This window comes from Primorskyibacter sp. S87 (assembly GCF_049801055.1).
GTDB lineage: Bacteria > Pseudomonadota > Alphaproteobacteria > Rhodobacterales > Rhodobacteraceae > JBNAGF01.
Genome location: NZ_JBNAGF010000002.1, coordinates 157,745 through 183,975 on the forward strand (window position 1 = coordinate 157,745; position 26,231 = coordinate 183,975).

Annotated in this window: 29 protein-coding genes and 1 tRNA gene; 16 read left to right on the top strand and 14 right to left on the bottom strand. The window is 59.4% G+C overall.

Going from position 1 to position 26,231, the window contains the following annotated elements:
• The first annotated feature begins 88 nt into the window (after window positions 1-88).
• The 5 genes from ACP15U_RS04170 (at window position 89) to ACP15U_RS04190 (ending at window position 4,014) form a co-directional block, all read left to right on the top strand.
• The gene (locus ACP15U_RS04170; RefSeq protein ID WP_425043883.1) at window positions 89-1,201 is read left to right on the top strand and encodes an SPOR domain-containing protein; all 1,113 of its coding nucleotides are present in this window, start codon (window positions 89-91) and stop codon (window positions 1,199-1,201) included.
• Between the two features lie 7 nt (window positions 1,202-1,208).
• Complete coding sequence (gene nagZ, locus ACP15U_RS04175; RefSeq protein WP_425043884.1) at window positions 1,209-2,219, top strand: beta-N-acetylhexosaminidase; 1,011 nt, start codon at window positions 1,209-1,211, stop codon at window positions 2,217-2,219.
• Window positions 2,206-3,000 carry a segregation and condensation protein A gene (locus tag ACP15U_RS04180; RefSeq protein WP_425043885.1) on the top strand — a complete coding sequence of 265 codons (795 nt, stop codon included), beginning with the start codon at window positions 2,206-2,208 and terminating at the stop codon, window positions 2,998-3,000. Before nagZ ends, ACP15U_RS04180 begins: the two co-directional genes overlap by 14 nt.
• 1 nt (window position 3,001) lies before the next feature.
• Window positions 3,002-3,664, top strand: a complete 663-nt coding sequence (gene scpB, locus ACP15U_RS04185; RefSeq protein ID WP_425043886.1) for an SMC-Scp complex subunit ScpB — start codon at window positions 3,002-3,004, stop codon at window positions 3,662-3,664.
• Window positions 3,665-3,783: 119 nt separating this feature from the next.
• Entirely contained in the window at window positions 3,784-4,014 is a 231-nt protein-coding gene (locus ACP15U_RS04190) for a hypothetical protein (RefSeq protein WP_425043887.1), read from the top strand.
• A 12-nt stretch (window positions 4,015-4,026) separates the two neighbouring features.
• Here the strand turns inward: ACP15U_RS04190 and ACP15U_RS04195 are convergent, their stop codons facing one another.
• The 8 genes from ACP15U_RS04195 to ACP15U_RS04230 form a co-directional block, all read right to left on the bottom strand.
• On the bottom strand, window positions 4,027-5,106 hold the full coding sequence (locus ACP15U_RS04195; RefSeq protein ID WP_425043888.1) for a 2'-deoxycytidine 5'-triphosphate deaminase: 1,080 nt from the start codon (window positions 5,104-5,106) through the stop codon (window positions 4,027-4,029).
• A gap of 57 nt (window positions 5,107-5,163) precedes the next feature.
• A tRNA-Pro gene (locus ACP15U_RS04200) sits at window positions 5,164-5,240 on the bottom strand.
• A 58-nt stretch (window positions 5,241-5,298) separates the two neighbouring features.
• Window positions 5,299-6,117 (bottom strand): MerR family transcriptional regulator, encoded by an 819-nt coding sequence (locus ACP15U_RS04205; RefSeq protein ID WP_425043889.1) that lies wholly within the window; start codon window positions 6,115-6,117, stop codon window positions 5,299-5,301.
• Window positions 6,118-6,132: 15 nt separating this feature from the next.
• Window positions 6,133-6,435: an integration host factor subunit alpha gene (gene ihfA, locus ACP15U_RS04210; RefSeq protein ID WP_425043890.1), complete on the bottom strand. Its 303-nt coding sequence runs from the start codon at window positions 6,433-6,435 to the stop codon at window positions 6,133-6,135.
• A 122-nt stretch (window positions 6,436-6,557) separates the two neighbouring features.
• Window positions 6,558-7,529, bottom strand: coding sequence for a beta-ketoacyl-ACP synthase III (locus tag ACP15U_RS04215; RefSeq protein WP_425043891.1), 972 nt, complete (start codon window positions 7,527-7,529; stop codon window positions 6,558-6,560).
• Window positions 7,530-7,532: 3 nt separating this feature from the next.
• Window positions 7,533-8,651, bottom strand: a complete 1,119-nt coding sequence (gene plsX, locus ACP15U_RS04220; RefSeq protein WP_425043892.1) for a phosphate acyltransferase PlsX — start codon at window positions 8,649-8,651, stop codon at window positions 7,533-7,535.
• A 22-nt stretch (window positions 8,652-8,673) separates the two neighbouring features.
• Entirely contained in the window at window positions 8,674-8,880 is a 207-nt protein-coding gene (gene rpmF, locus ACP15U_RS04225) for a 50S ribosomal protein L32 (protein WP_425043893.1), read from the bottom strand.
• Between the two features lie 227 nt (window positions 8,881-9,107).
• A complete protein-coding gene (locus ACP15U_RS04230) occupies window positions 9,108-9,656 on the bottom strand; it encodes a YceD family protein (RefSeq protein WP_425043894.1) in 549 nt (182 codons plus the stop codon).
• 86 nt (window positions 9,657-9,742) lie between these two features.
• Between ACP15U_RS04230 and ACP15U_RS04235 the strand changes: the two genes are divergently transcribed.
• From ACP15U_RS04235 to ACP15U_RS04245, 3 genes are all read left to right on the top strand, one after another.
• Window positions 9,743-10,225 (top strand): outer membrane protein assembly factor BamE, encoded by a 483-nt coding sequence (locus ACP15U_RS04235; protein WP_425043895.1) that lies wholly within the window; start codon window positions 9,743-9,745, stop codon window positions 10,223-10,225.
• A 118-nt stretch (window positions 10,226-10,343) separates the two neighbouring features.
• Window positions 10,344-11,081: a GNAT family N-acetyltransferase gene (locus ACP15U_RS04240; RefSeq protein ID WP_425043896.1), complete on the top strand. Its 738-nt coding sequence runs from the start codon at window positions 10,344-10,346 to the stop codon at window positions 11,079-11,081.
• Between the two features lie 68 nt (window positions 11,082-11,149).
• On the top strand, window positions 11,150-12,958 hold the full coding sequence (locus ACP15U_RS04245; protein ID WP_425043897.1) for an ABC-F family ATP-binding cassette domain-containing protein: 1,809 nt from the start codon (window positions 11,150-11,152) through the stop codon (window positions 12,956-12,958).
• A gap of 19 nt (window positions 12,959-12,977) precedes the next feature.
• Here ACP15U_RS04245 and ACP15U_RS04250 read toward each other — a convergent pair whose 3' ends face one another.
• The gene (locus ACP15U_RS04250) at window positions 12,978-13,733 is read right to left on the bottom strand and encodes a 3-hydroxyacyl-CoA dehydrogenase (RefSeq protein WP_425043898.1); all 756 of its coding nucleotides are present in this window, start codon (window positions 13,731-13,733) and stop codon (window positions 12,978-12,980) included.
• Window positions 13,734-13,934: 201 nt separating this feature from the next.
• A complete protein-coding gene (gene tyrS / locus ACP15U_RS04255) occupies window positions 13,935-15,188 on the bottom strand; it encodes a tyrosine--tRNA ligase (protein ID WP_425043899.1) in 1,254 nt (417 codons plus the stop codon).
• A 158-nt stretch (window positions 15,189-15,346) separates the two neighbouring features.
• Here tyrS and ACP15U_RS04260 point away from each other — a divergent pair, with 158 nt between their 5' ends.
• A complete protein-coding gene (locus ACP15U_RS04260) occupies window positions 15,347-16,459 on the top strand; it encodes an anhydro-N-acetylmuramic acid kinase (RefSeq protein WP_425043900.1) in 1,113 nt (370 codons plus the stop codon).
• Between the two features lie 74 nt (window positions 16,460-16,533).
• Here ACP15U_RS04260 and ACP15U_RS04265 read toward each other — a convergent pair whose 3' ends face one another.
• The gene (locus tag ACP15U_RS04265) at window positions 16,534-16,950 is read right to left on the bottom strand and encodes a cupin domain-containing protein (RefSeq protein WP_425044273.1); all 417 of its coding nucleotides are present in this window, start codon (window positions 16,948-16,950) and stop codon (window positions 16,534-16,536) included.
• Window positions 16,951-17,066: 116 nt separating this feature from the next.
• Here ACP15U_RS04265 and ACP15U_RS04270 point away from each other — a divergent pair, with 116 nt between their 5' ends.
• Both ACP15U_RS04270 and ACP15U_RS04275 read left to right on the top strand, forming a co-directional pair.
• Window positions 17,067-18,533, top strand: a complete 1,467-nt coding sequence (locus ACP15U_RS04270) for a protein adenylyltransferase SelO (protein ID WP_425043901.1) — start codon at window positions 17,067-17,069, stop codon at window positions 18,531-18,533.
• A 179-nt stretch (window positions 18,534-18,712) separates the two neighbouring features.
• Window positions 18,713-19,426 carry an endonuclease/exonuclease/phosphatase family protein gene (locus ACP15U_RS04275; RefSeq protein WP_425043902.1) on the top strand — a complete coding sequence of 238 codons (714 nt, stop codon included), beginning with the start codon at window positions 18,713-18,715 and terminating at the stop codon, window positions 19,424-19,426.
• A gap of 38 nt (window positions 19,427-19,464) precedes the next feature.
• Here ACP15U_RS04275 and ACP15U_RS04280 read toward each other — a convergent pair whose 3' ends face one another.
• A complete protein-coding gene (locus ACP15U_RS04280; RefSeq protein WP_425043903.1) occupies window positions 19,465-21,237 on the bottom strand; it encodes a Hint domain-containing protein in 1,773 nt (590 codons plus the stop codon).
• Between the two features lie 178 nt (window positions 21,238-21,415).
• On the opposite strand from ACP15U_RS04280, the gene ACP15U_RS04285 reads away from it, so the two are divergent.
• Window positions 21,416-21,835 carry a Fur family transcriptional regulator gene (locus ACP15U_RS04285; protein ID WP_425043904.1) on the top strand — a complete coding sequence of 140 codons (420 nt, stop codon included), beginning with the start codon at window positions 21,416-21,418 and terminating at the stop codon, window positions 21,833-21,835.
• Here the strand turns inward: ACP15U_RS04285 and ACP15U_RS04290 are convergent.
• Window positions 21,825-22,235 (bottom strand): hypothetical protein, encoded by a 411-nt coding sequence (locus ACP15U_RS04290; protein WP_425043905.1) that lies wholly within the window; start codon window positions 22,233-22,235, stop codon window positions 21,825-21,827. The two genes, ACP15U_RS04285 and ACP15U_RS04290, sit on opposite strands and share 11 nt — an antisense overlap.
• Before the next feature lie 140 nt (window positions 22,236-22,375).
• Between ACP15U_RS04290 and ACP15U_RS04295 the strand changes: the two genes are divergently transcribed.
• The 3 genes from ACP15U_RS04295 (at window position 22,376) to ACP15U_RS04305 (ending at window position 25,139) form a co-directional block, all read left to right on the top strand.
• Complete coding sequence (locus tag ACP15U_RS04295; RefSeq protein ID WP_425044274.1) at window positions 22,376-23,245, top strand: DMT family transporter; 870 nt, start codon at window positions 22,376-22,378, stop codon at window positions 23,243-23,245.
• 67 nt (window positions 23,246-23,312) lie between these two features.
• A complete protein-coding gene (gene eno, locus ACP15U_RS04300) occupies window positions 23,313-24,590 on the top strand; it encodes a phosphopyruvate hydratase (RefSeq protein ID WP_425043906.1) in 1,278 nt (425 codons plus the stop codon).
• A 42-nt stretch (window positions 24,591-24,632) separates the two neighbouring features.
• Complete coding sequence (locus ACP15U_RS04305) at window positions 24,633-25,139, top strand: GNAT family N-acetyltransferase (RefSeq protein ID WP_425043907.1); 507 nt, start codon at window positions 24,633-24,635, stop codon at window positions 25,137-25,139.
• A gap of 12 nt (window positions 25,140-25,151) precedes the next feature.
• Here the strand turns inward: ACP15U_RS04305 and ACP15U_RS04310 are convergent, their stop codons facing one another.
• The gene (locus tag ACP15U_RS04310) at window positions 25,152-25,439 is read right to left on the bottom strand and encodes a DUF1330 domain-containing protein (protein WP_425043908.1); all 288 of its coding nucleotides are present in this window, start codon (window positions 25,437-25,439) and stop codon (window positions 25,152-25,154) included.
• Window positions 25,440-25,528: 89 nt separating this feature from the next.
• On the opposite strand from ACP15U_RS04310, the gene ACP15U_RS04315 reads away from it, so the two are divergent.
• Entirely contained in the window at window positions 25,529-26,206 is a 678-nt protein-coding gene (locus tag ACP15U_RS04315; protein ID WP_425043909.1) for a haloacid dehalogenase type II, read from the top strand.
• Window positions 26,207-26,231: the final 25 nt, after the last annotated feature.

Below are 26,231 nucleotides of genomic sequence, written 5' to 3' on the forward strand. Positions count from 1 at the left end.
ACACAAGGCACCACCGCCGGCCTGAGGCAGAAGCAAGGCAAACCCGGACATGGCGTGCGCGTCTTGATCCGAGGGCAGTGAGGCGGAAATGGCGAGTTTCGATTATCCGGGCCAAGTGAGCCCGCAGCAGGTACAATACGGGTACCAAAGCCCCCAGGGCGCATATCATCAAGGATACGATCAGGCGGAAACGGCGGAGTATTCCGACGAAGGCGACATGCCGTATGGGCCGCGGGAAATCTCTGGCTTTGGAAAGGCAGCGAACGTGGCGGGTGCGGTCGCATCTCTGGCCCTGCTTGTTGGGCTCGGTGTCTGGGGGTATCAGCTCCTGATGCGTGATGTGTCCGGGGTTCCCGTCGTGCGCGCGGTCGAAGGGCCGATGCGGGTTCAACCAGAGAAGCCGGGTGGGCAACCCGCTGACCATCAGGGGTTGGCGGTAAATTCGGTGGCCGCAAATGGCACTGCAGCTGCCCCTGCGGACACACTGAAGCTTGCTCCAAAGCCGGTTTCTCTGACCGAAGAAGACACGGTCGGCCCCTCGGTGACTGATCAGGCGGTCCAGGCCGTGCTGGCAGAAACCGAAAAGCCAAAGCTTGAACCCGCCGTCAGCGCCGAGGCGGTCGAAGCCTATCAGGAAGGATCTGTCGTGGAACTGGTCGAGGCACTGACAGATGGTGTCGCGCCGATGGAGGCCGCGGCCGCAAACACGGAACAATCTGCGGAAATCGTTCAGCCCGCGCCCGTTCAACCCGGTTTGGCCGAAAAAAATCAAGAGCTTGCGGTTGATCCCGAACTGGCTTTGGCACCCGGAGTCAAACGCTCCCTGCGGCCAATTGAGCGCCCGGCACGAGCAGTGCCGGCCACGGTGAACAACGAAGACGTTGAAGCCGCCCTGCGTAGCGCGGTTGACGCTTCAGCCAGTCTTGATCTGGACCCCGACAGCTTGCCTGCCGGTACGCGTCTTGCACAGCTCGGCGCCTATGACACGCCGGAGATTGCCCAACAGGAATGGGATCGTCTGATTGTTCGCTTCGATGACTACATGGACGGTAAGCAGCGCGTAATCCAACAGGCTTCGAGCGGCGGGCGCACGTTTTACCGGTTGCGGGCTGCCGGGTTCGACGACCTGAGCGATGCGCGCCGGTTCTGCTCCGCCTTGGTAGCGGAACGGGCCGACTGTATTCCCGTAACGACGCGGTGATCCGGGTATGAACTGGGGGGCAACGATACTGGACGCCGAAGGCCAACGGCTGAGCGCCAACGAAAAGGCATTCTTTGGCGACGTTCAGCCGTTTGGCTTTATACTGTTTGCCCGAAACCTTGAAACGCCCGATCAGATCCGCGCCCTATGTGACGATTTTCGCGAGGCCGTGGGGCGGGATTGCCCGATCACGATTGATCAGGAAGGGGGGCGGGTGCAGCGTCTGCGGCCGCCGCTGGCACGCAATTGGCTTGCGCCGCTTGATCACGCCGAACGGGCAGGTAAAGGCGCAGCCCGAGCAATGTACCTGCGGTATCGCCTCATAGCGCATGAATTGCGCGGGCTCGGCATCGACAGCAATTGCGCGCCGATGGTCGATGTCGCCATGCCCGAAACGCACGAATTTCTGCGCAACCGCTGCTACGGGAGCGACCCTGAAACCGTAGCCGAGCTGGGCAGAGCAGTCGCGCAGGGTCATCTTGACGGGGGTGTTCTGCCGGTCGTCAAGCATATCCCCGGCCACGGTCGGGCAACGCTCGACAGTCACTATGACCTTCCGAACGTTGCCGAAGAATTCGAGGCTTTGGATGATACGGACTTTGCGCCGTTCCGGGATCTCAATGACTTGCCACTGGGGATGACGGCGCATCTGGTTTATGACGCGCTTGACCCAACGCCGGCAACGCTCTCTCCGAGGATGATCGAACTGATCCGCGATCAGATCGGCTTTGACGGGTTGATCATGACCGACGACATTTCCATGAAGGCGCTGTCCGGCGCTTTGGGAGACCTGTCGAAGCAGGCCATCGAAGCGGGTTGCGACGTGGTTTTGCATTGCAACGGAACTCTGGACGAACGTATCGAGGTCGCGATGGCGGCCGGACTGATGAACGATGCGGCGCAGGCCCGTGCTGATCGCGCGATCGCGGCACGTCGGGAACCCGCTCCGCTTGACATTGAGGCCGCCGAGGCCGAACTATCTGCCCTCATGGACGGGCAGGTGTATGTCGACGGATAACCTTTTTACCGAAGATCAGATGTCGGTGGCGGATCGGCTTGCGGCCGAGGCCTTGATTGTCGACGTGGACGGGTTCGAAGGCCCGCTGGATGTGCTGCTGACCCTGTCGCGCACGCAAAAGGTGGATCTGCGCAAGATCTCGGTGCTGGAACTGGCACGGCAATACCTGAGCTTTGTGGAGCGTGCCAAGGAATTGCGGATCGAACTGGCTGCCGACTATCTGGTGATGGCGGCATGGCTGGCATTCCTGAAATCGCGCCTTCTGCTGCCGCCTGACCCCGATGAAGACGGGCCATCTGGCGAAGAACTTGCTGCGCATCTGGCGTTTCAACTGGAACGGCTGCAGGCGATGCGCGACATGGCGGCCAAGCTGATGGCGCGGGATCAGCTGGGACGGGATTTTTTTGCCCGCGGGCAGGGCGAAGAGATCGCCCGGATCAAGACTGTCACCTATTCCGCCACCTTGCTGGACCTTATGCAGGGATACGCCCGGATCCGCACACGGGATGAATTCCGCCCGTTCGTGATGGATCGGGACTCGGTCTATACGATGGAAGAGGCGCTGGATCGGATGCGGGGCCTGATCGGCTTTGCCGGGACATGGACAGATATGGTCAGCTATCTACCGGAAGGCTGGGGGGCGGATCCCGTGAGGCGGCGATCGGCAACCGCGGCGACCTTTGCCGCCTCTTTGCAACTGGCCAAGGAAGGGCAACTGGAAATCAAACAGAGCGATATGTTCGAGCCGATCCAATTGCGCAAGAAAGACAAACCAACATGAGATGCATCCCGTGAGTGACGACATTCAGGAACCCACCGAAAGCCTGTTCGAAGCGCCGCCGATGGCAGAACAGGAACGTATGGTCGAAGCGGTACTGTTTGCCAGCGCCGAGCCGGTGACGGTGCGCGATCTCGAAGTGCGGATGCCGCATGGATGCGATGCCGCCGAGGCGCTGGCCCGTCTGCGCAAACGGTACGAGGGGCGCGGCGTGGGGGTTGTGCGCGTCGGCGATGCTTGGGCAATCCGAACCGCTCCGGACCTTGGGTTTCTAATGCAGAAGGAAACCGTAGAAACCCGGAAGCTGTCGAGGGCTGCCATCGAAACGCTCGCAATTATCTCTTATCATCAGCCTGTTACCCGGGCTGAGATCGAGGAAATTCGCGGCGTGTCGGTCTCGCGCGGGACGCTGGATCTGTTGATGGAACTGGACTGGATTCGTCTGGGACGTCGCAAGATGACGCCGGGCCGTCCGGTTACCTTTGTTGTAACGCCACATTTTCTGGATCATTTTGGTTTGGAAAGCGCCCGGGACCTTCCTGGGCTCAAAGAATTGCGGGCGGCTGGCCTGCTCGAAAACCGGCCTCCGCCCGGCAGCACGGACCTGTCGGACGAGGATGATGACGAAGAAGGCGGAGCCGGTCAGCCGGAACTGTTCGAGGAGTAAGCCGAACCAGGCCGCCGCAACACCGCAGTCTTGCGGCCGCCGGTGCCAAGGGGGTGCCAAAATTCTGTCGCAATGCTAGGTTATACTGCAGTTCGGGCAGCAATGAAGGGGAATACCCCATGAACAGCAACCAGATCATGAACATGGTGACGCGGATCTTTTTGCGGCGGTTCATCAATTTCGGAATGAAAACCGGTATGGAATTTGTCGCGGGGCAAGGTGGCATCAAAGGCCAGCCGCAAGGCGGCGGCCAAAAGAAAAAGCTGACGCCGGAACAGCGCGAAGCGAAGCAGAAAGTGCGTCAGGCGCGCCAAGCTCGAAGGCTGGCAAGGCAAGCAGGAAAATTCTGATTTTCCGGGTGTTTACGCTGGCGTCTTGAAGTGTTTGGACAACTTCAGCCCTTGCCCCTGATAGTTCGAGGCGATGCCCGCACCGTATAGCTGTGTGGGTGCCTCGTTCATATGTTCATAAACCAGTCGCCCGACGACCTGCCCATGTTCCAGGACAAACGGGGCTTCATGGCAGCGCACTTCCAGTACGCCGCGTGATCCTTCGCCACCGGCGGCTGCGTGTCCGAAACCGGGATCAAAAAAACCGGCATAGTGCACACGGAACTCTCCGACCATGGCAAGGTATGGCGCCATCTCGGCCGCATATTGCGGCGGGATATGCACCGCCTCGCGGCTGACGAGAATATAGAACGCACCGGGATCGAGGATGATATGGCCGTGGTCGGAATGCACTTCTTCCCAATATTTTCGGGGATCATAGGCACCGATCTGATCGAGATCGATCACACCCGTATGCGGCTTTGCGCGGTAGCCTACCAATGTTGTTCCGGGTAGGCGCAGATCGACGGAAAAACCAAGGCCGTCCTGAATGACGGCAGGGCCATCCACCAACCGGGTGCGGGCGTGCAAGTCGGTTAGCTCTGCATCGCTGAGCACCGATTGACCGCGGCGAAAACGAATCTGGTTCAGCCGCATTCCCGGTCGAACCAGAACCGAGAATGAACGGGGGCAAATCTCGGCGTAGAGCGGCCCGGAATATCCCGGCTGGATCCGGTCGAACTCGGTCCCGCCATCTGTGATCGTCCTTGTCAGCAGGTCGAGCCGGCCAGTGGAGCTCTTGGCATTGGCAGCAGCGCTCAGGTCTGCGGGAAGGTCGAGCCGTTCCATCAGTGGCACCAAATAGACGCAACCCTTTTCCAACACCGCACCGTTGCCCAGCTCGATCCGGTGCATTTCAAATTCCGTCAGGCGGTCCGCGACGCTACGGCCCTCTCCGGCAAGGAATGAGGCGCGCACCCGATACGCGACCTGACCCAAGCGCAGGTCAAGGCTTGCGGGTTGAACCTGTCCTTCGGGGATCGGTTGATCCGCCGAGATCGCACCATTTGCGATCAGGGATTCGATCTGTTGGTTGGGAAGAACGCCTGTCATGCCAAACCCTTTTCTTTCAAGGGGCTGGGGCAGGGTGCATGCATCGTCGCGGTGATTTGGTCGGGCTAGCAGGACTCGAACCTGCGACCTTCCGTCCCCCAGACGGACGCGCTACCAGGCTGCGCCATAGCCCGACGATGCAGTGTTCATACCGGTTTTTCGGGCAGGGGCAAGGGGGTATCATCAAGAATTTCAGCCCATTCCAGAATGGGGATGACGCGCAAGCCAGTTGCGCAATTCCGCAGCAATTGGAACAATCTCGCGGGCCTGTTCCGGGGTCAGGGCACGTATCGCGGCAAGCTTGACTGCGAGGCCAGGTGCATATGGTATCTGGTCGTCAGCTGGCACCTCGGCGACATCAATTTTGGTGGGACGCAGTAGGGTGGAGGCCGCCGGAAGGTCGATCTCTTCATTCGCGGCGGCCGCGTCCTGTGAATCTTCTATCTGCGGTGCGCTGTCGGAAACGGGTTCCCGATGCGAAAATTCAGGATGAACACCCGGCGATGTGTCCGACAGGGGATATTCGGGATGTTCGGCCTGAATGGCTTCGACCGGAGTTTCGTCAACCGACGCGGACTGAACCGGTGTTTCTGCGGGTGCTTCACCCGTAGTTTCCACGGATTGCACCGGCTCCAATTCCATGTCGATCTGGTCTGGAACATCGGATTCGGGTCGGTCTTGCTTGAACTGGATTACCTTGCCCTGAATGTCCTGCGACAGCTCGACGGCGGCTTCTTCCAGCGACTGAGAAAGTGAGGAGATATGCGCAACGCCTTGTTCGCGCATCATTTTCTGAACGCCTTTAATGGTCACGCCATCATCGTGCAGCAATTTCTTGATGCCACCCAACAGCAACATGTCTGCGGGTCGGTAATAGCGGCGTCCGCCAGCGCGCTTAACGGGTTTGACCTGAGTAAACTTGCTTTCCCAGAAGCGCAGCACATGGGCCTGCACCCCCAGCCAATCCGCCACTTCGCTTATCGTGCGAAACGCGTCAGGGGATTTTGCCATCTGTGCCTGTCCCGTTTACTTGCGATTGCCTGCGGCAACGCGGTCTTTCATCAGGTGCGACGGGCGAAAGGTCAGAACCCGGCGTGGCTGAATCGGAACCTCTTCGCCGGTTTTCGGATTTCGGCCGATTCGGGCCGATTTTTCTCGGACGCTGAACGTGCCGAAGGACGAGATTTTGACCTGTTCGCCCCGAACAAGAGCATCAGACATATGCTCCAGCATGCTTTCAACCAGTTGTGCGCTTTCGTTTCGTGATAGCCCGACCTCGCGAAACACTGCTTCGCTGAGATCCATCCGCGTCAAGGTTTTATCGCCCATACCATTCCCCATGTGATAGTAGGAGAATAGGTCGCGCGGAAAATCCCTGTCAATATCAATGAATTGCAAGCGGCTCTTTTGGCCGGTTCACGCCCGCCTGAAACCTGCGGTAAAAGAGCGCGTTACCAACGCAGTACGACCGAACCCCAGGCCAGACCGCCGCCAATCGCTTCGGTGACAACCAGATCGCCTTGTTTCAATTGTCCGCGTGCCTTGCCGACAGAGAGGGCGAGCGGGATGGACGCGGCTGACGTATTGCCGTGATCCTGGACGGTGACAACAACGCGATCCATTGGCAGACCCATCTTCTTGGCGGTGCCCTGAATGATTCGAATATTGGCCTGATGCGGCACGATCCAGTCGACGTCGTCGCTGTGCAGCCCAACCTTGCCCAGTGCAGTCTCGGCTGTCTTGGCAAGTTTTTCGACTGCGTGGCGGAACACCTGGTTGCCTTGCATCCTCAGATGTCCGGTGGATTGTGTCGAAACACCGCCATCGACATAGAGAAGATCCCGGTGCCGGCCATCCGAATTCAGATCGGTGGCCAGAATTCCGCGATCGTCCGAGCTGCCGGTTCCCTCTTGTTCCTCCAGAACCAATGCGCCAGCACCGTCACCAAACAGAACGCATGTTGACCGGTCGGTCCAGTCCATGATCCGCGAAAAGGTCTCGGCGCCGATCACCAGCACCCGTTTCGCCTGGCCCGAGAGAATCAGGGCGTTGGCATTGGCAAGCGCGTAAACAAATCCGGCGCAGACAGCCTGAACATCAAAGGCAAAGCCGCGGGTCATGCCAAGAGACGCCTGCACCATGGTTGCAGCCGACGGAAATGTCAGATCGGCAGTCGAGGTGGCAAGAACAATCGCATCGATATCCCCGGCTTCCATGCCAGCGTCTGCAAGCGCAGCACGGGCGGCGTGAGTCGCCAGATCCGAGGTGGTTTCATCATCGGCCGCGAAATGACGGCGCTCGATCCCCGAGCGGGAGCGGATCCATTCATCCGTCGTGTCGAGAGTGGCCTCGAACTCGGCATTTGGTACGACACGGGATGGAAGATAATGTCCAACTCCAACGACTACTGCTCGCCCTGTCATGGCTTATGACTGCCCTTCGCTATCTTTTTGTGGCTCCCCTGAGGGGGCAGCGCCATCTTGGTTATGCCCGGCCGTGGATGCAACCCGCGCGGCCAGTTTTTCCGAAAAGCCTGACTTGGCCAGAGTGAAGGCAAGTTTGACCGCGGCGGATACCCCGATCGCATCGGCGGCACCATGAGATTTCACAACCGTACCGTTCAGCCCAAGAAACACACCGCCATTGACCCGGCGCGGATCGATTCGCTGTTGCAGGCGTTTCAGCGACGTGATCGCGAGAACAGACGCCAATCGGGAGAGGGGGGAATACTTGAAGGCTTCGCGCAAAAGTGAGCCGATCAGCCTTGCGGTGCCTTCGCCGGTCTTGATCGCCACATTTCCGGTGAAACCGTCAGTCACGATGACATCGGCAAGATCGCCGGGCATGTCGCTGCCTTCGACAAATCCCACGAATTCGTAGTTGGCCTTGTCAGCGAAATCCGAAATGAGGACGTGCGCCTCTTTCAATTCGGTCCTGCCCTTGTGCTCTTCGGTTCCGACATTCAGCAGGCCAACGCGAGGGCGGGGCAGGTTCAGGCCATTTCGCGCATATGATGCCCCCATCAGGGCGTATTGCAGCAGGTCGCCAGCATCTGCGCGCACGTCGGCGCCGACATCCAGCATCACATTGAAACCATTGGCGCTGCGAGAGGGCCACAGAACGGCAATTGCCGGGCGATTCACACCGGGCAGCTTGCGCAACCGCAACATGCTCAGCGCCATCAGAGCGCCGGTGTTGCCGCAGGAGACTGCTCCGGCCGCGTCACCATTGCGTACCGAGTCCAGCGCCGACCACATGGACGTGCCCTTGCCATTGCGCATCACGTGGCTGGGCTTGTCCTCCATCGTGACGACATCATTCACGTCGCAATAAGAAACACGCCCGTCCAGCACACGCCGGCGGGCGACAAGTTTCTTTAGCATGTCCTCGGGACCGTGCAGGATGAACCCGATTTCCGGGTTCTTCTTGGCCGACTTGGCGATGCCTGCAACAACGGCCGCAGGCCCGGTGTCGCCACCCATCGCATCCACCGATATGACGATTCGTCCGGGCTGCGTCTGGTGTGGGTCGGGCTGGACCGTCATACCGAAGCCTGTCTGGCGTGGCTTATGCCGCGTCTTCGTCCAGATCGACCTCGTCGGCCATGGCGACAACTTCGCGGTCAGCGTAGTGGCCACAGGACGGGCACACGTGGTGCGGACGCTTCAGTTCACCACAGTTCGGGCATTCGTTCGGGTTGGCAGCAACCAGCGCATCGTGCGCGCGGCGGTTGTTGCGGCGCGATTTGGAAACTTTGTTCTGTTGGACAGCCATTGTCTCAACCTTTGTATATGGGGCCCGGGAACCGTTCCGCGGGCGAGTTTCGTTCTTTTATCTCAAGCGGCGTGACGAGCGTTTAGGCCGCGGCCCTTGCGATGTCCAACCCTAAATCTGATGAGCGCGCGAAAATACTTGGTTTCTCGGGTTTGACAAGTGGTTTTTCACCCCTGCCTCGCCCGGCCCGTCCTCGAAAATATCCGAGGTGATTCCGTTGCAGCGCGTCAGTCGTCCTTTTTGAGAGCGTTACGCAATTCTGCAAGTTTTGCAAAGGGTTTGGCGTCTTCATCACGCATCGGCTGCTCGCCCGGCCTGGTGTAGACGGCTTCGCCGAGTTCCGCACCGTCCTTGCGCGGGTAGAGCGGCAAGGCCAGCGATAATGCTTCTATCATGACCTGACCCGGATCGATTTGCGTGCCCAGAGCTTCGACCGAGTCGTCCTCATGCATTTCGACCTCTTCATCTTCGGGGGTGGTCCAGTCCGCTACGAACCGCCGGCTGACAGCGGTGTCGATGCGTGTTGTTACAGGTTCCAGCGTTACCACGCAGGCTTGGGTGACCGTCGCACCCAGACGAGCCTCCAGAACCCAGTCACGCTTGCCGCTGGCCTGAATGTTTCCCGCCAGCCGCAGCTTGCGAAGACCGAGCAGGCCGAGCTCGTCCGCGATCCGGGCCATCTCCTCGGCATCGGGCTTCAGGTCAAAGGGAGTCGAGGTGTTCTGGGCGAGATCTGCCACCCTGAGGGCGGTTGGGGAAAGCTCGGATGAGGTCATGAGAAAGACTTTCGTTTCTTGAACCACGGGCGCAGTTTGGGTAAGCGGTGATAAAAGGCGACAGAGGCCAAAGCAAGAGGGCAGGAATGTTCGGCACCGGACCATTTCAGAATATCACGTTCCGCGCCGCCCGTATCGGGGTGGCAGCTCTTGTCCTGTCGGCCGGGCTTGCGGCCTGCGCTTCGGTCTATCGCAGCCATGGCTATACTCCCAGCGAAGCAGAACTGGCGGAAATCAAGGTTGGCGTGGATACTCGCGATTCGGTGATCGAAACCGTCGGGGCGCCATCTTCTTCCGGGGTTCTGGAAAATGGTGGGTTCTACTACATCTCCACCCGAATGCGGCACTATGGTGCTCGGGCGCCCGAAGTTGTGTCCCGGCAGTTGGTCGCGATCAGCTTTGATCAGTCCGGTGTGGTTCGGAATATCGAGCGCTACGGTCTTGAGGACGGCCAGATCATTCCTTTGAGCCGTCGCGTGACCAGTTCCAGCGTTGAGGACAAAACCTTCCTCCGGCAGCTTGTAGGTAACCTCGGCACATTCAATCCGGCCACGGCACTCGGGCAATAACTCAAGCAAAAATAATGGCTTGTCTCGCGCGATCTTGCGTCATTCCGCTGTGACCCCCTATGTGGTAGTGGGAAGAAGTGGACAGCACCGTCTGTCCGGATGACGAAAGGACGCGACGATGACCGGTGCGCCATTGCTGAGCAAAGGCAGATACCGTGCTCGGCTGGCCGAAGGTGCTGGCGACCTGGCCCGGGCCCGGGCGTTGCGGACGCTGGCCTTTGAAACTCCCGAACACGACGGTGACCGTTTTGACGGCATTTGTTCCCATGTTCTGGTCGAAGATCCGCGCACCGGCACGCTGGTCTGTTGCTTTCGTATGCTGACACTGGAAGGCGGTGCGGATGTCGCGCGCAGTTATTCGGCGCAGTTCTACGGCTTGTCCGCGCTGGAAAGCTACGCGGGCAGAATGGTCGAGATGGGACGGTTTTGCATTCACCCCGAATGGCGCGACCCGGATATCCTGCGTGTCGCATGGGGGGCAATGACGGCATATGTGGACCGGGAGGGAATCGAGATGCTGTTTGGCTGTTCGTCGTTTGCCGGAACCGAAACCGAGCGTTACCTTGACGCGTTTGCAGTTCTCAAAAGCCGCCATCTTGCACCGAAACGCTGGTTGCCAAGGGTAAAGGCGCCGGATGTGTTCCGATTTGCCTCCAAGTTGCGTCGCAAACCCGACATGAAGCAGGCGATGTTGCGGATGCCGCCCTTGTTGCGGACTTATCTGATGATGGGCGGCTGGGTGAGCGACCACGCTGTTGTGGACCGGAAGATGAACACGTTGCACGTGTTCACTGGGCTGGAGATCGGCGACATACCCCCGGCGCGCAAGAAGCTGCTCAGGTCGGTTGTCGGGTAGCGCGCGCAATCTGGAAATGATCGGGCCGGGGCGTTGACGGCGGGTATCCGGCGGTTTAGCTGGCGTGCATGGCGAAGCTTCCTTTACTGCAAATGGCTGGTATCTCCCTGACTTTCGGGGGCGATCCCGTGTTTTCGGATCTCGATCTGGTGGTTCATCCCGGAGATCGTGTGGCGCTGGTCGGACGCAACGGGTCCGGTAAATCGACTCTGATGAAGGTGATGGCCGGTTTTGTTGAGCCGGATTCGGGTGAGATCGTCGTGCCGCCCGGAAAGTCGGTTGGCTATATGGAGCAGGATCCCGATATGGCAGGATTTGCCACGCTGGGCGACTATGCTTCGAGCGGGTTGGAGCCGGGCGAACTCTACAAGGTGGAACGCGCGGGCGAGGGCCTCAAATTCGATCCGTCCCGACCTGTCGAGACCGCCTCGGGTGGCGAACGGCGACGGGCAGCACTGGCCAAGCTGATGGCCGAAGCCCCGGATCTGATGTTGCTGGACGAACCGACAAACCATCTGGACATCGAGGCGATCGGTTGGCTGGAAAGCGAATTGGGCGCGACCCGTGCGGCCTATGTCCTGATCTCGCATGACCGGGCCTTTCTGCGCGCATTGACCCGCGCCACATTGTGGATCGACCGGGGTGCTGTGCGTCGGCAGGAAAAGGGTTTCCAAGCCTTCGAGGCCTGGCGCGATCAGGTCTGGGACGAAGAGGACACCGCGCGGCACAAGCTGAACCGCCTGATCAAGTCCGAAGCCAGATGGGCGGTTGAGGGCATCAGCGCAAGACGCAAGCGCAACCAGGGCCGGGTGCGGGCCTTGCAAGCTCTGCGCGCCGAGCGGGCAGCACAGATCACGCGGCAGGGGGCTGCCGCCATGTCGCTCGAGGCCAGTACTAAATCGGGCCGAAAGGTGATCGAGGCGCAGGGATTGAGCAAAAGCTTCGACGGCAGGCAGATCGTGCGAAATTTCGATCTGCTGGTGCAGCGTGGCGACCGGGTGGCTTTTGTCGGCCCCAATGGGGTGGGCAAAACCACGCTGTTGAAAATTCTGTTGGGCGAGATCGAACCGGATGAGGGCACCGTTCGGTTGGGTACCAATCTTGAGGTTGCGGTGTTCGATCAGGCCCGGGCCCAACTGGATCCCGATGTCAGCCTGTGGGACAGCCTGACCGGCGACCCGTTGATGCGAGTCTCGGGAAAGGCCGATCAGGTCATGGTGCGCGGGCAGCCCAAGCACGTTGTCGGCTATCTTAAAGAGTTTCTGTTCGATGAACGACAGGCGCGGGCACCGGTCCGGTCTTTGTCCGGGGGTGAAAAGGCGAGGCTGTTGCTGGCCCGGCTGATGGCGCGCAGCTCGAACATGCTGGTGCTGGACGAACCGACCAACGATCTGGATGTCGAAACACTGGATCTGTTGCAGGAACTTCTGGACAACTATGACGGCACGGTTCTGCTGGTCAGTCATGACCGGGATTTTCTCGACCGTGTGGCCACGACCACCATCGCGATGGAGGGTAACGGGCGCGCCACGGCCTATGCAGGTGGATGGTCCGATTACATCGCGCAGCGCGGCAGTATTTCGCAGATTAATGAAGCAAAAACAAAATCTTCAAAGGAAAAGATAAAGCGAGAAGTCAGCCCGAAGCAGGGGCTGACCTATACGGAAAAACACAGGTTGGAAAAACTGCCCGCCGAGATCTCCCGCTTGGAGGCCGAGATCGCAAAGCTCGAGGAATTGATGGCCGATCCGGAGCTCTACACACGCGAACCGGTCAAGTTTCAGAAAGCGACGGACGCCCTTGTCGAGCGGCAGGAAAAACTGGCCGCCGCCGAGGAGGAATGGTTGCTGCTCGAAGAAAAGGCCGAGGCGGGTTGAACCCCGGCCAATTTGGCAGTCACCGCATGCGCAGGGCCCCGTCGAGGCGGATCACTTCACCGTTGAGATAACCCATTTCGACAATGAATCCGGCCAGACGACCATACTCTGTGGGATCCCCGAGGCGGGCAGGGTTGGGAACATCGGTCGCCAGTTGCTGCTGAACCTCTTCGGGCAGGCCCGCCAGCATGGGCGTCATGAAAATGCCCGGTGCGATTGTCATGACCCGGATACCGGTCGACGCCAGATCACGGGCCATTGGCAGCGTCATGCCGACCACACCGCCCTTGGAAGCCGCATAGGCGGCCTGACCTTTCTGGCCGTCAAAGGCAGCGATCGAGGCGGTGTTGACGATTACGCCGCGCGCGCCGTCCGGCTCGGGTTCGTTCTTGGCCATCTCGACTGATGCCAGTCGCGATACGTTGAACGTGCCCAAAAGATTGATGTCGATGGTGCGCTGGAACGCGTCGAGAGGGTGGGGGCCATCCTTGCCCACAGTCTTGATACCATAGGCAATACCCGCGCAATTTACTGCCGCAGTGATCTTGCCCATTTTCTTGGTTCCAAGCGCGATTGCTGCGGCGACCGACTCCTCGTCGGTTACGTCGGTTTGGGCAAAGTGCCCGCCGATTTCGGCGGCGACCTTCGCGCCGCGTTCTGCATCGCGGTCCAGAATGGTGACCTGCGCCCCGTTTGCGGCAAAGTGACGGGCGGTTGCCTCACCCAGGCCCGAAGCCCCCCCGGTGATCACAGCTGCGGTGGTTGCAAGTTGCATTGCGGGTTCCTCTCCCATGATATGAACATGCGTTCAAATAATGGAAAACCGGGCCACCTGTCTAGCTGTGTCGTTCCGTCAAAACGGCGCGATACTGGGATTTCGGTCGAGGCAGGACCCGAACTTGGATGCCGGGTCCGGATGCTCGGAAGGCCATTTCCCGCGCTCATGCCTGAATGCGGGGCGCTTGGAATGAGGAGTCTAGCCCAGTTGAACCAGTGCGTGGCGCTTCTTTCCGGCGCTCAGCTTGATCGGGGAGGCCAGCGCGCCGGCGTCAATCATCAAGCTGGCGTCGGTCAGCGGTGCATCGTCTAGCTTTGCACCGTTTTCGGCGATCAGGCGCTTTGCCTCCTTGCCGGATTTTGCAAGGCCGGATTTGACGATCAGCTGAACCACCGAGATCCCGTCGCCCAGTTCGACAGCGCTAAGGGTCAAGGTGGGCAGGTCGTCACCAACGCCGCCCTTTTCGAATACTTCTCGGGCGGTGGCCTCAGCGGCGGAAGCAGCCTCGGCCCCGTGCAAGAGCCCGGTGACCTCATTGGCCAGCACGATCTTGGCTTCGTTGATCTCGGAGCCTGCCAATGCGCCCAACCGCTCGCACTCTTCGACCGGCAGCTCGGTATAGAGCTTGAGGAACCGGCCGACATCGGCATCTGTGGTGTTGCGCCAGAACTGCCAGAACTCGTAGGGAGAGCGCATGTCGGCGTTCAGCCATACCGCGCCATCCTGCGATTTGCCCATTTTCTTGCCGTCGCTGGTGGTCAGCAGCGGTGAGGTCAGGCCGAACACTTCGCCTTCGATCACCCGTCGGGTCAGATCGATTCCGTTGACGATATTGCCCCACTGGTCCGATCCACCCATCTGCAGGATGCAGCCATAACGGCGGTTGAGCTCGAGAAAGTCATAAGCCTGCAAAATCATGTAGTTGAATTCGAGGAAAGACAGGCTCTGTTCGCGGTCCAGACGGGATTTTACCGACTCAAAGCTGAGCATCCGGTTGACGCTGAAATGCCGCCCGATATCGCGCAGGAAGTCGAGGTAGTTCAATCCATCCAGCCATTCGGCATTGTTCAGCATCAGTGCGGCGTTTTCCGCACCACTGTCGTAGTCGATATAGGCCGAGAACACTTTGCGAATACCGGCGATGTTGTCGTCGATCTGGTCCGGCGTCAGCAGCGGGCGCTCGTCTGCCCGAAAAGAGGGATCGCCCACCTTGGTGGTTCCGCCGCCCATCAAAGTGATCGGTTTGTGCCCTGTCTTTTGCAGCCAGCGCAGCATCATGATTTGGATCAGGCTGCCCACATGCAGAGACTTGGCCGTGGCGTCAAAGCCGATATACCCGGGCTGAACCCCTTTGATCAGCGCCTCGTCGAGCCCCTGATAATCGGTGCAGTCGGCCAGAAAGCCGCGTTCCATCATTACCGCGATGAAATCCGATTTGGGATGGTAGGTCATGTCTTGCCTCGGGTTTGAATTGCAATGCACCCTGCTCATGCGGCATGCAGGAAAAATGGTGCGCTGCACGGTATAATGTGCAATCGGGACAGTGGAAACCGGTTTTCGCCGCAAAAGACGGCAGCATAACCGGATGGCAGGTCAAAAAGGAAAAGGCCATGAGCAAGGCCATTGCAAGAACAGGATCGGTGCGGGCGCTGGGGGCAATGTCGGGCACGTCGCTGGACGGTGTAGACGCGGCAATCGTGGAAACCGACGGGATGACGATTACCGGTTTCGGGGAAACCGGATACCGGGCCTATAACGCAGAAGAACGGGAAGTTCTGCGAACAGGGTTGGGATTCTGGTCCGGCCCTGAAGTGGACGCTGCAAGTGAACTTGTGACAGACGCGCACAAGCTGGCCTTGTCCGGGTTCCCGGATGTGGACCTGATCGGGTTTCATGGCCAGACCCTTGCCCATGATCCCCGGGGGCGCGGAACCCTTCAGGTCGGGGATGGCGCAGCGCTGGCCGAGGCGCTGGATGTTCCGGTGGTCTGGGATTTTCGTTCGGATGATGTGGCCATGGGTGGGGAAGGAGCGCCTCTGGCGCCGTTTTTTCACTTTGCCTGTGCAAAATGGATCGTCGCGACCGCCCCGCTGTGTTTTCTCAATCTTGGCGGTGTCGGCAACTTGACCTATGTGGATCCGACGCGCGACCGCCCTGAGGATCCCGGGGCGCTGCTTGCTTTTGATACCGGGCCAGCCAATGCACCGGTAAATGACCTTGTTCAGGCACGGCTGGGGTTGCACATGGACCGCGACGGCGCAGTCGCCAAGGACGGGAAGGTCGAGAATGGCGCGCTGGAGCTGTTTCTGGCAGAGCCGTATTTTGCACGAATTCCCCCCAAGTCTCTGGACCGAAACGATTTTGCAGAGATGATCGGGCTGGTGCAGGAGCTGGGGGATGCCGATGCGGTTGCGACGCTCACCGGCATGTGTGCCGCCGCTGTGGCGCTTGGTATGGAGCACTGTCCAAAGCCGCCCGACCGTGTTCTCGTCACCGGGGGCGGGCGCCACAACCCTGTTTTGATGCAGATGCTGCAGGTCTCGCTGGACTGCCCGGTTGAGCCTGTAGAAAGCGTCGGTCTAGACGGAGATATGCTCGAGGCACAGGCATTTGCCTATCTCGCAGTTCGGGTGGCGCGGGGGCTACCGACATCATGCCCGGGAACAACCGGGGTTCGTGCGCTTGTTGGCGGCGGCATCGTCAGCGTGCCTGAGCGGTCCTGATCCCTGCCTTAACGTTCCAATTGAACAGTGGCGGCGTCATTGCTGTGGTCTCCGCAACGAGTTCGCAAAGCGCGTCACCGCGGGATGTCGAAACCCGGTGGTGCAAGCTCGAACCCTTCAAACTGGAAACCGGGCGATACGGTGCAACTGACCAGCGTGTAGTCGCCGGTGCTGCGTGCAGCCTGCCAATGTCCCTCGGGAACGATCAGCTGTGGCGCGCCATCCCGCAGGTCAGGGCAAAGCAGGCGGTCCACGGCCGGCCCTTCATCTGTTGGGCTTGTCGAGAGCACCAACGGATCCCCCGCGTGCCACAGCCAGATTTCGGTTGCGTCGACCTTGTGCCAATGGCTGCTCTCACCGCGCTGCAACAGGAAATAGATGCACGTCCCGCTGGGCCGGCCTTCATTCCGGGCAACCCAGGTCTGGCGATACCATCCGCCCTCTGGATGCCGTTCGAGACCCAGTCGCGCAATGATGTCAGCGGCGCTCATGCCAGGACGCGGGCGGCTGTCGGATGTCATCTGTCGCCTTCCTTGGAAACTGCTTGAAACTATCGCTTGCAATGCTCTGCTATGGCAATCTTGTGTTCTAAGGATATGTTTGACCCATGACCGGTCCAATATCTCCATCCAGCTTAAATCCCAAAAGTTCCAACAACGCCTTGTCGTTTCCGTTCGACAACAGTTATGCGCGCCTGCCGACGGCATTCTACGCGCAGCAGGCACCAGTTCCCGTCGCGGCCCCACGGCTTGTCGCGTTCAACGAAACTCTGGCCCGGTTGATCGGCATCACCCCGGGCGAGGTCGAGGACATGGCGCGTGTCTTTGCGGGTAACGATCTGCCACAGGGGGCCGAGCCGATTGCCCAGCTATACTCCGGCCATCAGTTCGGGCATTACAATCCGCAACTGGGGGATGGTCGCGCGGTCTTGCTGGGTGAAACTGTCGGAACGGACGGGAAACGCCGCGACATTCAGCTCAAGGGATCCGGGCCAACGCCTTTTTCCCGGCAGGGTGACGGGAGGGCATGGCTGGGGCCGGTTTTGCGGGAATATGTGGTGTCCGAAGCAATGCACGCGCTGGGCATTCCCACAACGCGGGCGCTTGCAGCCGTGGAAACAGGCGAGGATGTGTTGCGTGAGGTGGCCTTGCCCGGCGCGGTTCTGACACGTGTTGCCCAAAGCCATCTGCGCGTCGGGACGTTTCAGGTTTTTGCGGCTCGCGGTGACGTCCAAAACCTAAAAACCCTGACACAATATGCTATCGCGCGACACTACCCGCAGGCGAACGGTCCAATGGGGCTGTTGCGTGCGGTCCGCGATGCGCAGGCGGCCCTGATACCTGCGTGGATGAGCGTAGGCTTCATTCACGGCGTGATGAATACCGACAATTGCGCCATATCCGGTGAAACCATTGATTACGGACCATGCGCCTTCATGGACAGCTACCACCCCAACATGGTGTTCAGTTCGATCGACCGAGGTGGGCGGTATGCGTATTCCAATCAGCCCGATATAGTGGTCTGGAACATTGCTCAGCTGGCGACGGCCCTGATCCAGCAATTCGCCGACAAAGATGAGGCCGTCGAAGAGGCAACCGAGATCGTCCATGCCATGCCGGCGCTGCTGCAGGAGAACTGGCTGCGGAACTTCCGTGCCAAAATCGGCCTGATCCGGGAGGAAGAGGGGGATCTCGAACTGATTTCCGACCTTCTGACTCGGATGGCGGAAAATCAGGCCGATTTTACGAATACGTTTAGAGCTTTGGCCGGCGAAAGGGCGCGGGACCAGTTCACGGATCCTGCTGCTTTTGATGGCTGGGCGAAAAACTGGCGTTTGCGGCAGGAGCGCGAAAATGATCCGAAGCGGGTGATGAAAGGCGCCAATCCCGCGTTTATTCCGCGCAACCACCGTGTCGAACAGATGATTCAGGCGGCAATGGCCGGAGATTACTCCCCGTTCCATCGGCTCAACGCGGTTCTGGCCCGGCCGTTTGATGCGCAACCCGAAGCTGCCGATCTATGTCATCCGCCGTCCAGCTCGGAAATCGTACATGCGACGTTTTGCGGAACCTGACGATAAGTTGCGCGCAGGTATGAAACGGACATTTCGCCGACCTCTGGTCGCACGCGGCGCCATTCGCCGCAGTTGTGAAGAAAAACAGATGTCATACACACAGGTTTTGTAGGCTGCGCTTGCGGAACCCGATGCGGTCCCGCAATAACAACAGGCAAATTGGTCGATCCCCGAGGTCCATGAAACACATTAGCCGTAACTCTGACCTGCTGCGCGTCGCCAGCTACAATATCCAGAAATGCGTGGGGCTAGACCTTCGTCGACGTCCTGAACGCATTCTAAAGGTCATAGACCGGATTGGGGCGCAGGTTCAGGTCTTGCAGGAAGCGGACAAGAGATTGCCCCCACGCCCGGCCGCATTGCCGCATTTTGCTCTCGAGGAAGCTGGTTGGAACATCGCGGATCTCGGAGGGGCAGGCAGCCTGGGCTGGCATGGCAACGCGGTGATCTGGCGCGGCGAGGGTATTTCACTGAGAGAAACCGGGCATATCAAGCTGCCGGGTCTGGAACCACGCGGGGCCGTTCGTGTAGATTTTGAAACGCCCATCGGCCCGTTACGGGTTATGGGTATGCATCTGGGCTTGATCTCGCATTTTCGGCAGCAGCAGGTTCTGCATCTGGTGCGCGAAATGGAGGATCTCCCAGCCCTGCCTACGGTCTGGGCCGGGGACTTCAACGAATGGTCGACTATTCCTGTGCTGGACCGCTGGGCGCCCTCCATGCGGTTTCTACCGGCCCGCCCGAGTTTCCCGGCTGCGCAACCTATGGGGTCACTGGACCGCATCGCTTTGGGCAAAGGGCTTGATGCCGCAGGGCACGGCGTCTTTTCGGAGCGGCCCGCGCATATCGCATCGGATCATTTGCCTGTCTGGGCCGATCTCAAGGCTGCCTGATCCCGAAGAAGACGGCTGCGAAAACAGTGGTGTGCAGCCTATCGAGCCAGCAGGTGACCCTCGTGCGATTTCAGAGCCTTACGCACTGTTTTTGAAAGGTTCTCCGTAGCGCCGAACAGCTCCGGAAACAACTGGTTCAGCTCCCGTTTTGCCGGATCCCGGGAATCCCAACCCGACACACAGGCGGGGTCAAGGCTCTCGGTTTCAGCGCCTTCGGCATAGATGACTTCGTGCCGGTCAAACAGCAGGTGATGATAGCTGACACGCTCCAGCCCCGAAGCCGGGCGGACCGAGATATCGTCGACCAGATGCTTGGCGGCAACCAGCACCTCATTCTCGCCGAACAGAAGTTCAGCTTTCCAACCGCTTACAAGCATCTTGTGTTGTGGCGAAATCATCAGGTCACGCCGTGTACCATAGGCACCCGCGCGAATTCTGATCGGGCGAAGCGTATCACGCGCCGGCACTTGCCTGCCGCCAGTCCAGCGGATCGCTTGCGGACCGTTGTCCCGGGTCAGCACCAGATCACCTGCCTGCAGGGTTTCCACCGGTCGAGGGCCGTCAACCGTTTCGATCAGGGTTCCGGCTACAAAGCACGGCACCGGTGGCACCTCGGACAATCCGGTGTAGAAATTCGCATTTACCGTTCCGACGGCATCGCCATTTTCGTCCACGAGCCCCTGTTCCCGGACAATCGACGTAACCTGACCGTCCACAAAAGTGGCGTTGAGCGCAAAGACCATTTTGCCTTCCGGCAGCCCGCTGAACGGGCTCGCATCACGCGGCGGACCAATCAGGCTTTCGACTTCGTCATTGGTCGTAAAAAAGGAATCCCCCTGTTCCACGGCCTGACCCGAGTCACTTTCCGTGGCGCCGGATTCCTTGACCTTTGAGCCGTCCTTGACATCGAATTCATAGGTCACGCCGCCCCGTGTGACCGCGACACGGGTAAAGATGACCTCGTCGAAATCAAACTCGCCATCGGACCGTATCGAGCTGTTCAGGATGTCGATCTCGACAATGTCAGTGGGCAGAAACGGCTGTTCTTCGACCGATATTTCAGTTGTCACGTCATTGTCCGGAGATGAGACATCGTCGAAAAAGGCGACATGATCGCCGTTGAAATACAGCGTCGTGACATCGTCGGAATCGTAAAGGCGCACTGGTGTCAGGTCAAAGCCGAGGTCGGGATTCGGGTTGTTGTTGGCGCCGTTGAACCCGGGTCCTGCGAGGGTCCAGTTCGAAGTGTCGGAAATGGCGGCGATCGCCCCCTCGCCACTGATCGGGTCGGGCAGAGTATCAAACCCGTCGAAAACCATGAAATCGTGGTCACCGTCGATGATGATCGCACCATTCTGCTCTGTCAGACCGGTTCCGTTCAGATTTGGTGTGGCCCGGTTTCCGCCATCGGCTTCGTTTCCGATTACAGCAATGAAATTTTCCGGTGTTACGTCATCACCCACCCGGGTGCCTTGAAAGGCCCACATCATTTCATTGCCCTGGGCTAGCATCCCACCGCCCTGAATATAGTCGATGCTGCCGGAGGCCGACCCGCCGAGATCACCGGTCTCGGTGACAACGGCGCCGCCGCCGGGGGTCATTTCCAGTGTCAGAACCGTTCCGGCGGCAATCCCGCTGGCCGGAACTGTCCATTCGATCAGCTGCTCACCAGCCAGGAAATTGGATCCGTTCCACTCACTGTCAGTGAAATAGATGACTGCCTCCGGGGCGATCGCCTCGGTGGTGACAAAAGCAACATCTTCGTTGTCGGCATCCCAGCCGACAAACATAAGGGCACCCGGGGCCAGCATGACGGTCCGTCCTTTCGCGCGAGGGTTTGGTTGCAAGCTTAAACTACCCTGCGATCATTGCAGGATCTTGTCCTCAGATTGTTCTTTTAGTGACGCATTCCAAGAATGAAGACAAATCCGGTGGTCAAGGTCGGGCGGGAATTGTAAACCGGAAACCCGAATGGTTTGGGGGATGAACATGTCGGACACAATCATCGCCAGATGCGAAGCCAAGGGGCTGCGCATGACAGGACAGCGCCGGGTCATCGCCCGTGTGTTGCAAGAGAGCGATGACCACCCCGATGTCGAGGAGCTGTACGCGCGGGCCAGTGCGATGGATGACGGCATCTCGATTGCGACGGTCTATCGCACGGTTAAGCTGTTCGAAGAGGCCGGAATTCTCGAGCGCTTGGAATTTGGTGACGGTCGGGCCCGATATGAGGATGCCGAACGGGATCACCATGACCATCTGATCGACATGAATTCGGGTGAAGTCATTGAGTTCGTTGACCCTGAGATCGAGGCTCTTCAAGAGAAGATCGCCGCAAAGCTCGGTTATGAACTGCGTGGTCACAAGCTCGAGCTGTACGGCGTTCCAAAGCGCAAACCTAGTCGTTGACGGCCCTCTCGTCGCAATAGTTCTGAGCCTGAGCAATCGACAGTTGGTTGCCGACGATTTCGACCGAGTTCGACATCGACTCCACAGCTCCTCCGGGCGGTGGGTCGAGCGAGAACTGGACCGACGGGCGCGTGCTGCCACCGGAACTGGGGCCGCGGCCGCGCCATACAAAGATTCGCGTGCTGGCCGGTTTGCCGAGGATCGCACCCGCATACTGTCCGGCTCCGCACCAGTAATCCGCAGCAGACGGGCCTTTCAACGAAATCACTTCGATAATCCCATTGGGAAGCTGGGTTGTATCATGGCGGGAACCGTATGTTGCCAATGCCGACAGTGGGGCCGATGAGAGGGCCAATGTCAGGCCCATGGTTCTCAAGACCTGCGTGGGTGCGAGTTTCATCTGATGTCCTCCTGTTGTCTTCTGATACGGCTCAGTTCCGCGATCGGATCACCCGGATTGTCCGAAGAGTAGGGCTCTTGAACATGCAGCCAATTGCAGTCATGGATTGCGTGCACCTTCCCGAACAGGATGGATACCCGATGGAAAACCTGCGTGGCGCGCTGCTGATGACGCTGGCAATGCTCGGCTTTGCCATTGAGGACATGTTCATCAAGCTGATGGCCGATGCTCTGCCGCCTTGGCAGATCATCGCTGTTCTTGGCGCAGGGGGGGCCACAGTGTTTGCGTGCCTTATTGTTGCCAAGCGGCAACGGCTGTTTTCCCGCGCGTTTCTGAGTGGCCCGGTCTTGCTTCGAAATCTTGGTGAACTGGTGGGCACGCTGGGCTTTGTGACCGCGATTGCCTTGACCCCGATTTCGCAAGCGTCGGCGATCCTGCAGGCAACGCCGCTTGCCGTGACGCTGGGGGCCGCGCTGTTTCTCAAGGAATCTGTCGGCTGGCGGCGCTGGAGTGCAATTCTGGTCGGTTTCGCGGGGGTGCTTCTGGTCATCCGCCCCGGGGGCGAGGCCTTTGATCCACTTTCGCTGTTTGCGGTTGTGGGTGTTGTCGGATTGGCGGTTCGTGATCTGAGTACTCGAACGATACCCCGCGAAACGTCGTCCTTCCAGCTGAGTTTCCTGGCTTTCCTGACGCTCGTACCGGCCTCGCTGACCATGTCACTGTTTTCCAAAACACCCGCCGTGATGCCGACGCCTGAGCTATGGTTCATGATCGCCGGCGCTGTCGGAATGGGGGTGGCCGCCTATTATGCAATCGTTGCGGCGATGCGGGTTGGTGAAGTTTCCTTTGTCACGCCCTTTCGGTATTCGCGACTGGTGTTTGCGCTGGTTGTCGGAATGGTCGTGTTTTCGGAACGGCCTGACGCCCTGATGTTGACCGGGGCAGGGATCATCGTTGCGTCGGGCCTCTACACTGTCTGGCGCGAGCGAAAACTTTCTCCTGCGGCCTAAGCACCCCTTTTCCCTAGGGGGTTTGCCGGGTATGACGCGGGCAAACAATCCGCATCGGGAAGCAGACATGAGCACTATTATCGACATCCACGCGCGTGAAATCCTCGACAGCCGGGGAAATCCTACGGTTGAGGTGGACGTAATCCTCGAAGACGGCACAATGGGCCGGGCCGCAGTGCCGTCCGGTGCGTCGACCGGTGCCTATGAGGCGGTGGAAAAACGCGATGGTGACAAGTCTCGCTATCTCGGGAAGGGCGTGCTTGAGGCGGTCGCTGCGGTAAACGGCGAGATTGCCGAGGAACTGGTCGGTTTCGATGCGACCGAACAGATTTCGGTTGACGAAGCGATGATCGAACTCGATGGCACAGACAACAAAGGCCGGCTTGGCGCCAACGCCATTCTCGGTGTCTCGATGGCCGTGGCCAAAGCTGCGGCTGATTTCACCACCCAGCCGCTGTATCGCTATGTGGGCGGGACCTCGGCACGCGTGTTGCCGGTGCCGATGATGAACATCATCAATGGCGGTGAACATGCCGACAACCCGATCGACATTCAGGAATTCATGATCATGCCGGTCAGCGCCGAGAATATCCGCGATGCCGTTCGCATGGGCTCGGAGGTGTTTCACACGCTCAAAAAGGAATTGTCGGCCGCCGGGCTATCGACCGGTATCGGAGATGAGGGCGGTTTTGCCCCCAACATCGCGTCGACCCGCGAAGCACTGGATTTCGTTCTGAAGTCGATCGAGAAAGCCGGCTACAAGCCCGGTGAAGAGATCTATCTGGCGCTGGACTGTGCGGCCACCGAATACTTCAAGGACGGCAAGTATGTCCTTTCCGGAGAAGGAAAAACGCTGACTTCGGCTGAGAATGTCGATTACCTGGCGGCATTGGTGAACGACTACCCGATCATCTCGATCGAAGACGGGATGGGTGAGGATGACTGGGACGGCTGGAAGGCGCTGACCGACGCCATCGGCGACAAGGTTCAGCTCGTGGGCGACGACCTTTTCGTGACCAACCCGGCGCGTCTGGCCGACGGCATTGCGCGGGGCTGCGCCAACTCGATGCTCGTCAAAGTGAACCAGATCGGATCGCTGACCGAAACGCTCAAGGCCGTGGATATGGCGCATCGCGCCCGCTATACCAATGTTATGTCGCACCGCTCGGGCGAAACCGAGGATGCCACCATTGCCGATCTCGCCGTGGCCACCAACTGCGGTCAGATCAAGACCGGATCGCTGGCGCGGTCGGACCGGCTGGCAAAATACAACCAGCTTATCCGCATCGAGGAATCGCTGGGCGAAACGGCCGAATACGCAGGTCGATCTATCCTTCGCGCCTGAAGACTGCTGTGCTAGCCTCTTCCAACCGGACGAGGAGGCACAATGCTCGATATCATCGAACCATCGACGCCGGATCAGCTCAATGCTGTCCGGCGTTTGTGTTGGGATTACAGGGATTTTCTGCTCTCGGTGGAACCGAGCGACAAGGAGGTCACCGCCACGTTTTATCCGCGAGATAAGTATGCAGAGCTGATGGAGCGCCTTGAGCAGGAACATGCGCGACCCAACGGGGCCATTCGTCTGGCCCGGAAAGACGGAAACCCGGTCGGATGCGGTATGTTTCGCACGCTGGAACCCGGCACTGCCGAGATCAAGCGGGTTTTTGTCAACGAGGCTGCGCGCGGAACCGGCGCAGGCTTTGCCATCATGACCAACCTGATCAATCAGTGCCGCGCGGATGGGTTCAATCGGATCCTCCTGGACACAGGATCCGAACTGGTCGCTGCGCAAAGGCTTTATCAGTCGATGGGCTTCACGCTGCGAGGGCCATATTACGATGTTCCGGACATCGCAAAGGACGTGCTTGTTTTCTACGAAATGCAGCTTTGACGAAACCGGTGGTCAAAGCCCTTCAACCAGCATCAGATCGGTTTGCGCAGCCTGCTCACGTACGGTCTTGGCTGCGGTGTATTCAGGGGACTCGTAAAATTCTCGGGCTCTGTCCATGCTGTCGAACTCAATCAGGATGTTCAGCCCTCGCAGGTCTCCTTCGCGATGATCCGGTGCCGGGTTCCGGGCCAGAACACGTCCGCCATACTGCTGGATCGCGGGGCCGGACATTGCCTTGAACTCTTCGAATTTCTCTTTGTCGTGAACCCGAATATGGGCGACCAGATAGGCTTTAGGCATTTCTTTGCTCCCTGTCAGACCGGATGGATTGGCAAGACCCGGTCAGTTTCGCATCATCCCCCGTAATTCTGAACGGAGTCGGCAACACAATGATACAGGCAATGATCTTTGACGTCTTTGGCACATGTGTCGACTGGCGAAACTCGGTGGCCCGTGCGGTTGCAGAGATGCTGCCCGATGTGGATGCACTGGCCTTTGCGGATGCCTGGAGGGGTGAATACGATCCTTCAATGGCCAGAATTCGTGACGGGCAACGCGGGTATGTTCCGCTCGATGACCTGCATCTGGAGAACCTGCACGCCGTGGCCGACAGATTTGGGGTCAATGTGCCGGATACCCGGCTTTTGAACACCGCATGGGAGAAACTGGATCCGTGGCCGGATGTGGTTGCGGGGCTTGGCCAGCTGAAGTCGCAGCGAATCATCGCGCCGTGCTCCAATGGTTCGATTGGTCTGATGACCCGTCTGGCCCGGTATGGTGGCTTGCCTTGGGACTGTATCTTGGGCGCTGATCTGGCGCGGGACTACAAACCCCGGCCAGCGGTGTATCTTGCCGCCTGTTCCGCGCTTCGCCTGCCTCCGCGACAGGTGATGATGGTTGCCGCCCACAACAGTGACTTGCACGCGGCGCGGGCGGTCGGGCTGGCAACCGGGTTTGTTCCCAGACCGACCGAACACGGCTCGGGTCAGACCCAAGACCTGCAACCAGACGGAAATTGGGACATCATAGCGGCCGATTTCGAGGATCTGGCTCGGCAGCTGAAGTAGGCACAAGTCGTCCGCCTCGGATGAG

What these genes read in the sequence shown, in the direction of transcription:
- ACP15U_RS04250 (WP_425043898.1), bottom strand. Translation starts at nt 13,733, where the DNA reads ATGCAACTTGCAACCACCGCAGCTGTGATCACCGGGGGGGCTTCGGGC.
- ACP15U_RS04315 (WP_425043909.1), top strand. Translation starts at nt 25,529, where the DNA reads ATGATACAGGCAATGATCTTTGACGTCTTTGGCACATGTGTCGACTGG.
- ACP15U_RS04260 (WP_425043900.1), top strand. Translation starts at nt 15,347, where the DNA reads ATGAGCAAGGCCATTGCAAGAACAGGATCGGTGCGGGCGCTGGGGGCA.
- ACP15U_RS04275 (WP_425043902.1), top strand. Translation starts at nt 18,713, where the DNA reads ATGAAACACATTAGCCGTAACTCTGACCTGCTGCGCGTCGCCAGCTAC.
- ACP15U_RS04230 (WP_425043894.1), bottom strand. Translation starts at nt 9,656, where the DNA reads ATGACCTCATCCGAGCTTTCCCCAACCGCCCTCAGGGTGGCAGATCTC.
- tyrS (WP_425043899.1), bottom strand. Translation starts at nt 15,188, where the DNA reads ATGACCTACCATCCCAAATCGGATTTCATCGCGGTAATGATGGAACGC.
- nagZ (WP_425043884.1), top strand. Translation starts at nt 1,209, where the DNA reads ATGAACTGGGGGGCAACGATACTGGACGCCGAAGGCCAACGGCTGAGC.
- ACP15U_RS04240 (WP_425043896.1), top strand. Translation starts at nt 10,344, where the DNA reads ATGACCGGTGCGCCATTGCTGAGCAAAGGCAGATACCGTGCTCGGCTG.
- ACP15U_RS04205 (WP_425043889.1), bottom strand. Translation starts at nt 6,117, where the DNA reads ATGGCAAAATCCCCTGACGCGTTTCGCACGATAAGCGAAGTGGCGGAT.
- scpB (WP_425043886.1), top strand. Translation starts at nt 3,002, where the DNA reads ATGCATCCCGTGAGTGACGACATTCAGGAACCCACCGAAAGCCTGTTC.
- ACP15U_RS04215 (WP_425043891.1), bottom strand. Translation starts at nt 7,529, where the DNA reads ATGACAGGGCGAGCAGTAGTCGTTGGAGTTGGACATTATCTTCCATCC.
- ACP15U_RS04280 (WP_425043903.1), bottom strand. Translation starts at nt 21,237, where the DNA reads ATGCTGGCCCCGGGTGCCCTTATGTTTGTCGGCTGGGATGCCGACAAC.
- plsX (WP_425043892.1), bottom strand. Translation starts at nt 8,651, where the DNA reads ATGACGGTCCAGCCCGACCCACACCAGACGCAGCCCGGACGAATCGTC.
- ACP15U_RS04180 (WP_425043885.1), top strand. Translation starts at nt 2,206, where the DNA reads ATGTCGACGGATAACCTTTTTACCGAAGATCAGATGTCGGTGGCGGAT.
- ihfA (WP_425043890.1), bottom strand. Translation starts at nt 6,435, where the DNA reads ATGGGCGATAAAACCTTGACGCGGATGGATCTCAGCGAAGCAGTGTTT.
- ACP15U_RS04295 (WP_425044274.1), top strand. Translation starts at nt 22,376, where the DNA reads ATGGAAAACCTGCGTGGCGCGCTGCTGATGACGCTGGCAATGCTCGGC.
- ACP15U_RS04235 (WP_425043895.1), top strand. Translation starts at nt 9,743, where the DNA reads ATGTTCGGCACCGGACCATTTCAGAATATCACGTTCCGCGCCGCCCGT.
- ACP15U_RS04270 (WP_425043901.1), top strand. Translation starts at nt 17,067, where the DNA reads ATGACCGGTCCAATATCTCCATCCAGCTTAAATCCCAAAAGTTCCAAC.
- ACP15U_RS04190 (WP_425043887.1), top strand. Translation starts at nt 3,784, where the DNA reads ATGAACAGCAACCAGATCATGAACATGGTGACGCGGATCTTTTTGCGG.
- eno (WP_425043906.1), top strand. Translation starts at nt 23,313, where the DNA reads ATGAGCACTATTATCGACATCCACGCGCGTGAAATCCTCGACAGCCGG.
- ACP15U_RS04195 (WP_425043888.1), bottom strand. Translation starts at nt 5,106, where the DNA reads ATGACAGGCGTTCTTCCCAACCAACAGATCGAATCCCTGATCGCAAAT.
- ACP15U_RS04245 (WP_425043897.1), top strand. Translation starts at nt 11,150, where the DNA reads ATGGCGAAGCTTCCTTTACTGCAAATGGCTGGTATCTCCCTGACTTTC.
- ACP15U_RS04285 (WP_425043904.1), top strand. Translation starts at nt 21,416, where the DNA reads ATGTCGGACACAATCATCGCCAGATGCGAAGCCAAGGGGCTGCGCATG.
- ACP15U_RS04265 (WP_425044273.1), bottom strand. Translation starts at nt 16,950, where the DNA reads ATGAGCGCCGCTGACATCATTGCGCGACTGGGTCTCGAACGGCATCCA.
- ACP15U_RS04310 (WP_425043908.1), bottom strand. Translation starts at nt 25,439, where the DNA reads ATGCCTAAAGCCTATCTGGTCGCCCATATTCGGGTTCACGACAAAGAG.
- ACP15U_RS04305 (WP_425043907.1), top strand. Translation starts at nt 24,633, where the DNA reads ATGCTCGATATCATCGAACCATCGACGCCGGATCAGCTCAATGCTGTC.
- ACP15U_RS04170 (WP_425043883.1), top strand. Translation starts at nt 89, where the DNA reads ATGGCGAGTTTCGATTATCCGGGCCAAGTGAGCCCGCAGCAGGTACAA.
- ACP15U_RS04290 (WP_425043905.1), bottom strand. Translation starts at nt 22,235, where the DNA reads ATGAAACTCGCACCCACGCAGGTCTTGAGAACCATGGGCCTGACATTG.
- rpmF (WP_425043893.1), bottom strand. Translation starts at nt 8,880, where the DNA reads ATGGCTGTCCAACAGAACAAAGTTTCCAAATCGCGCCGCAACAACCGC.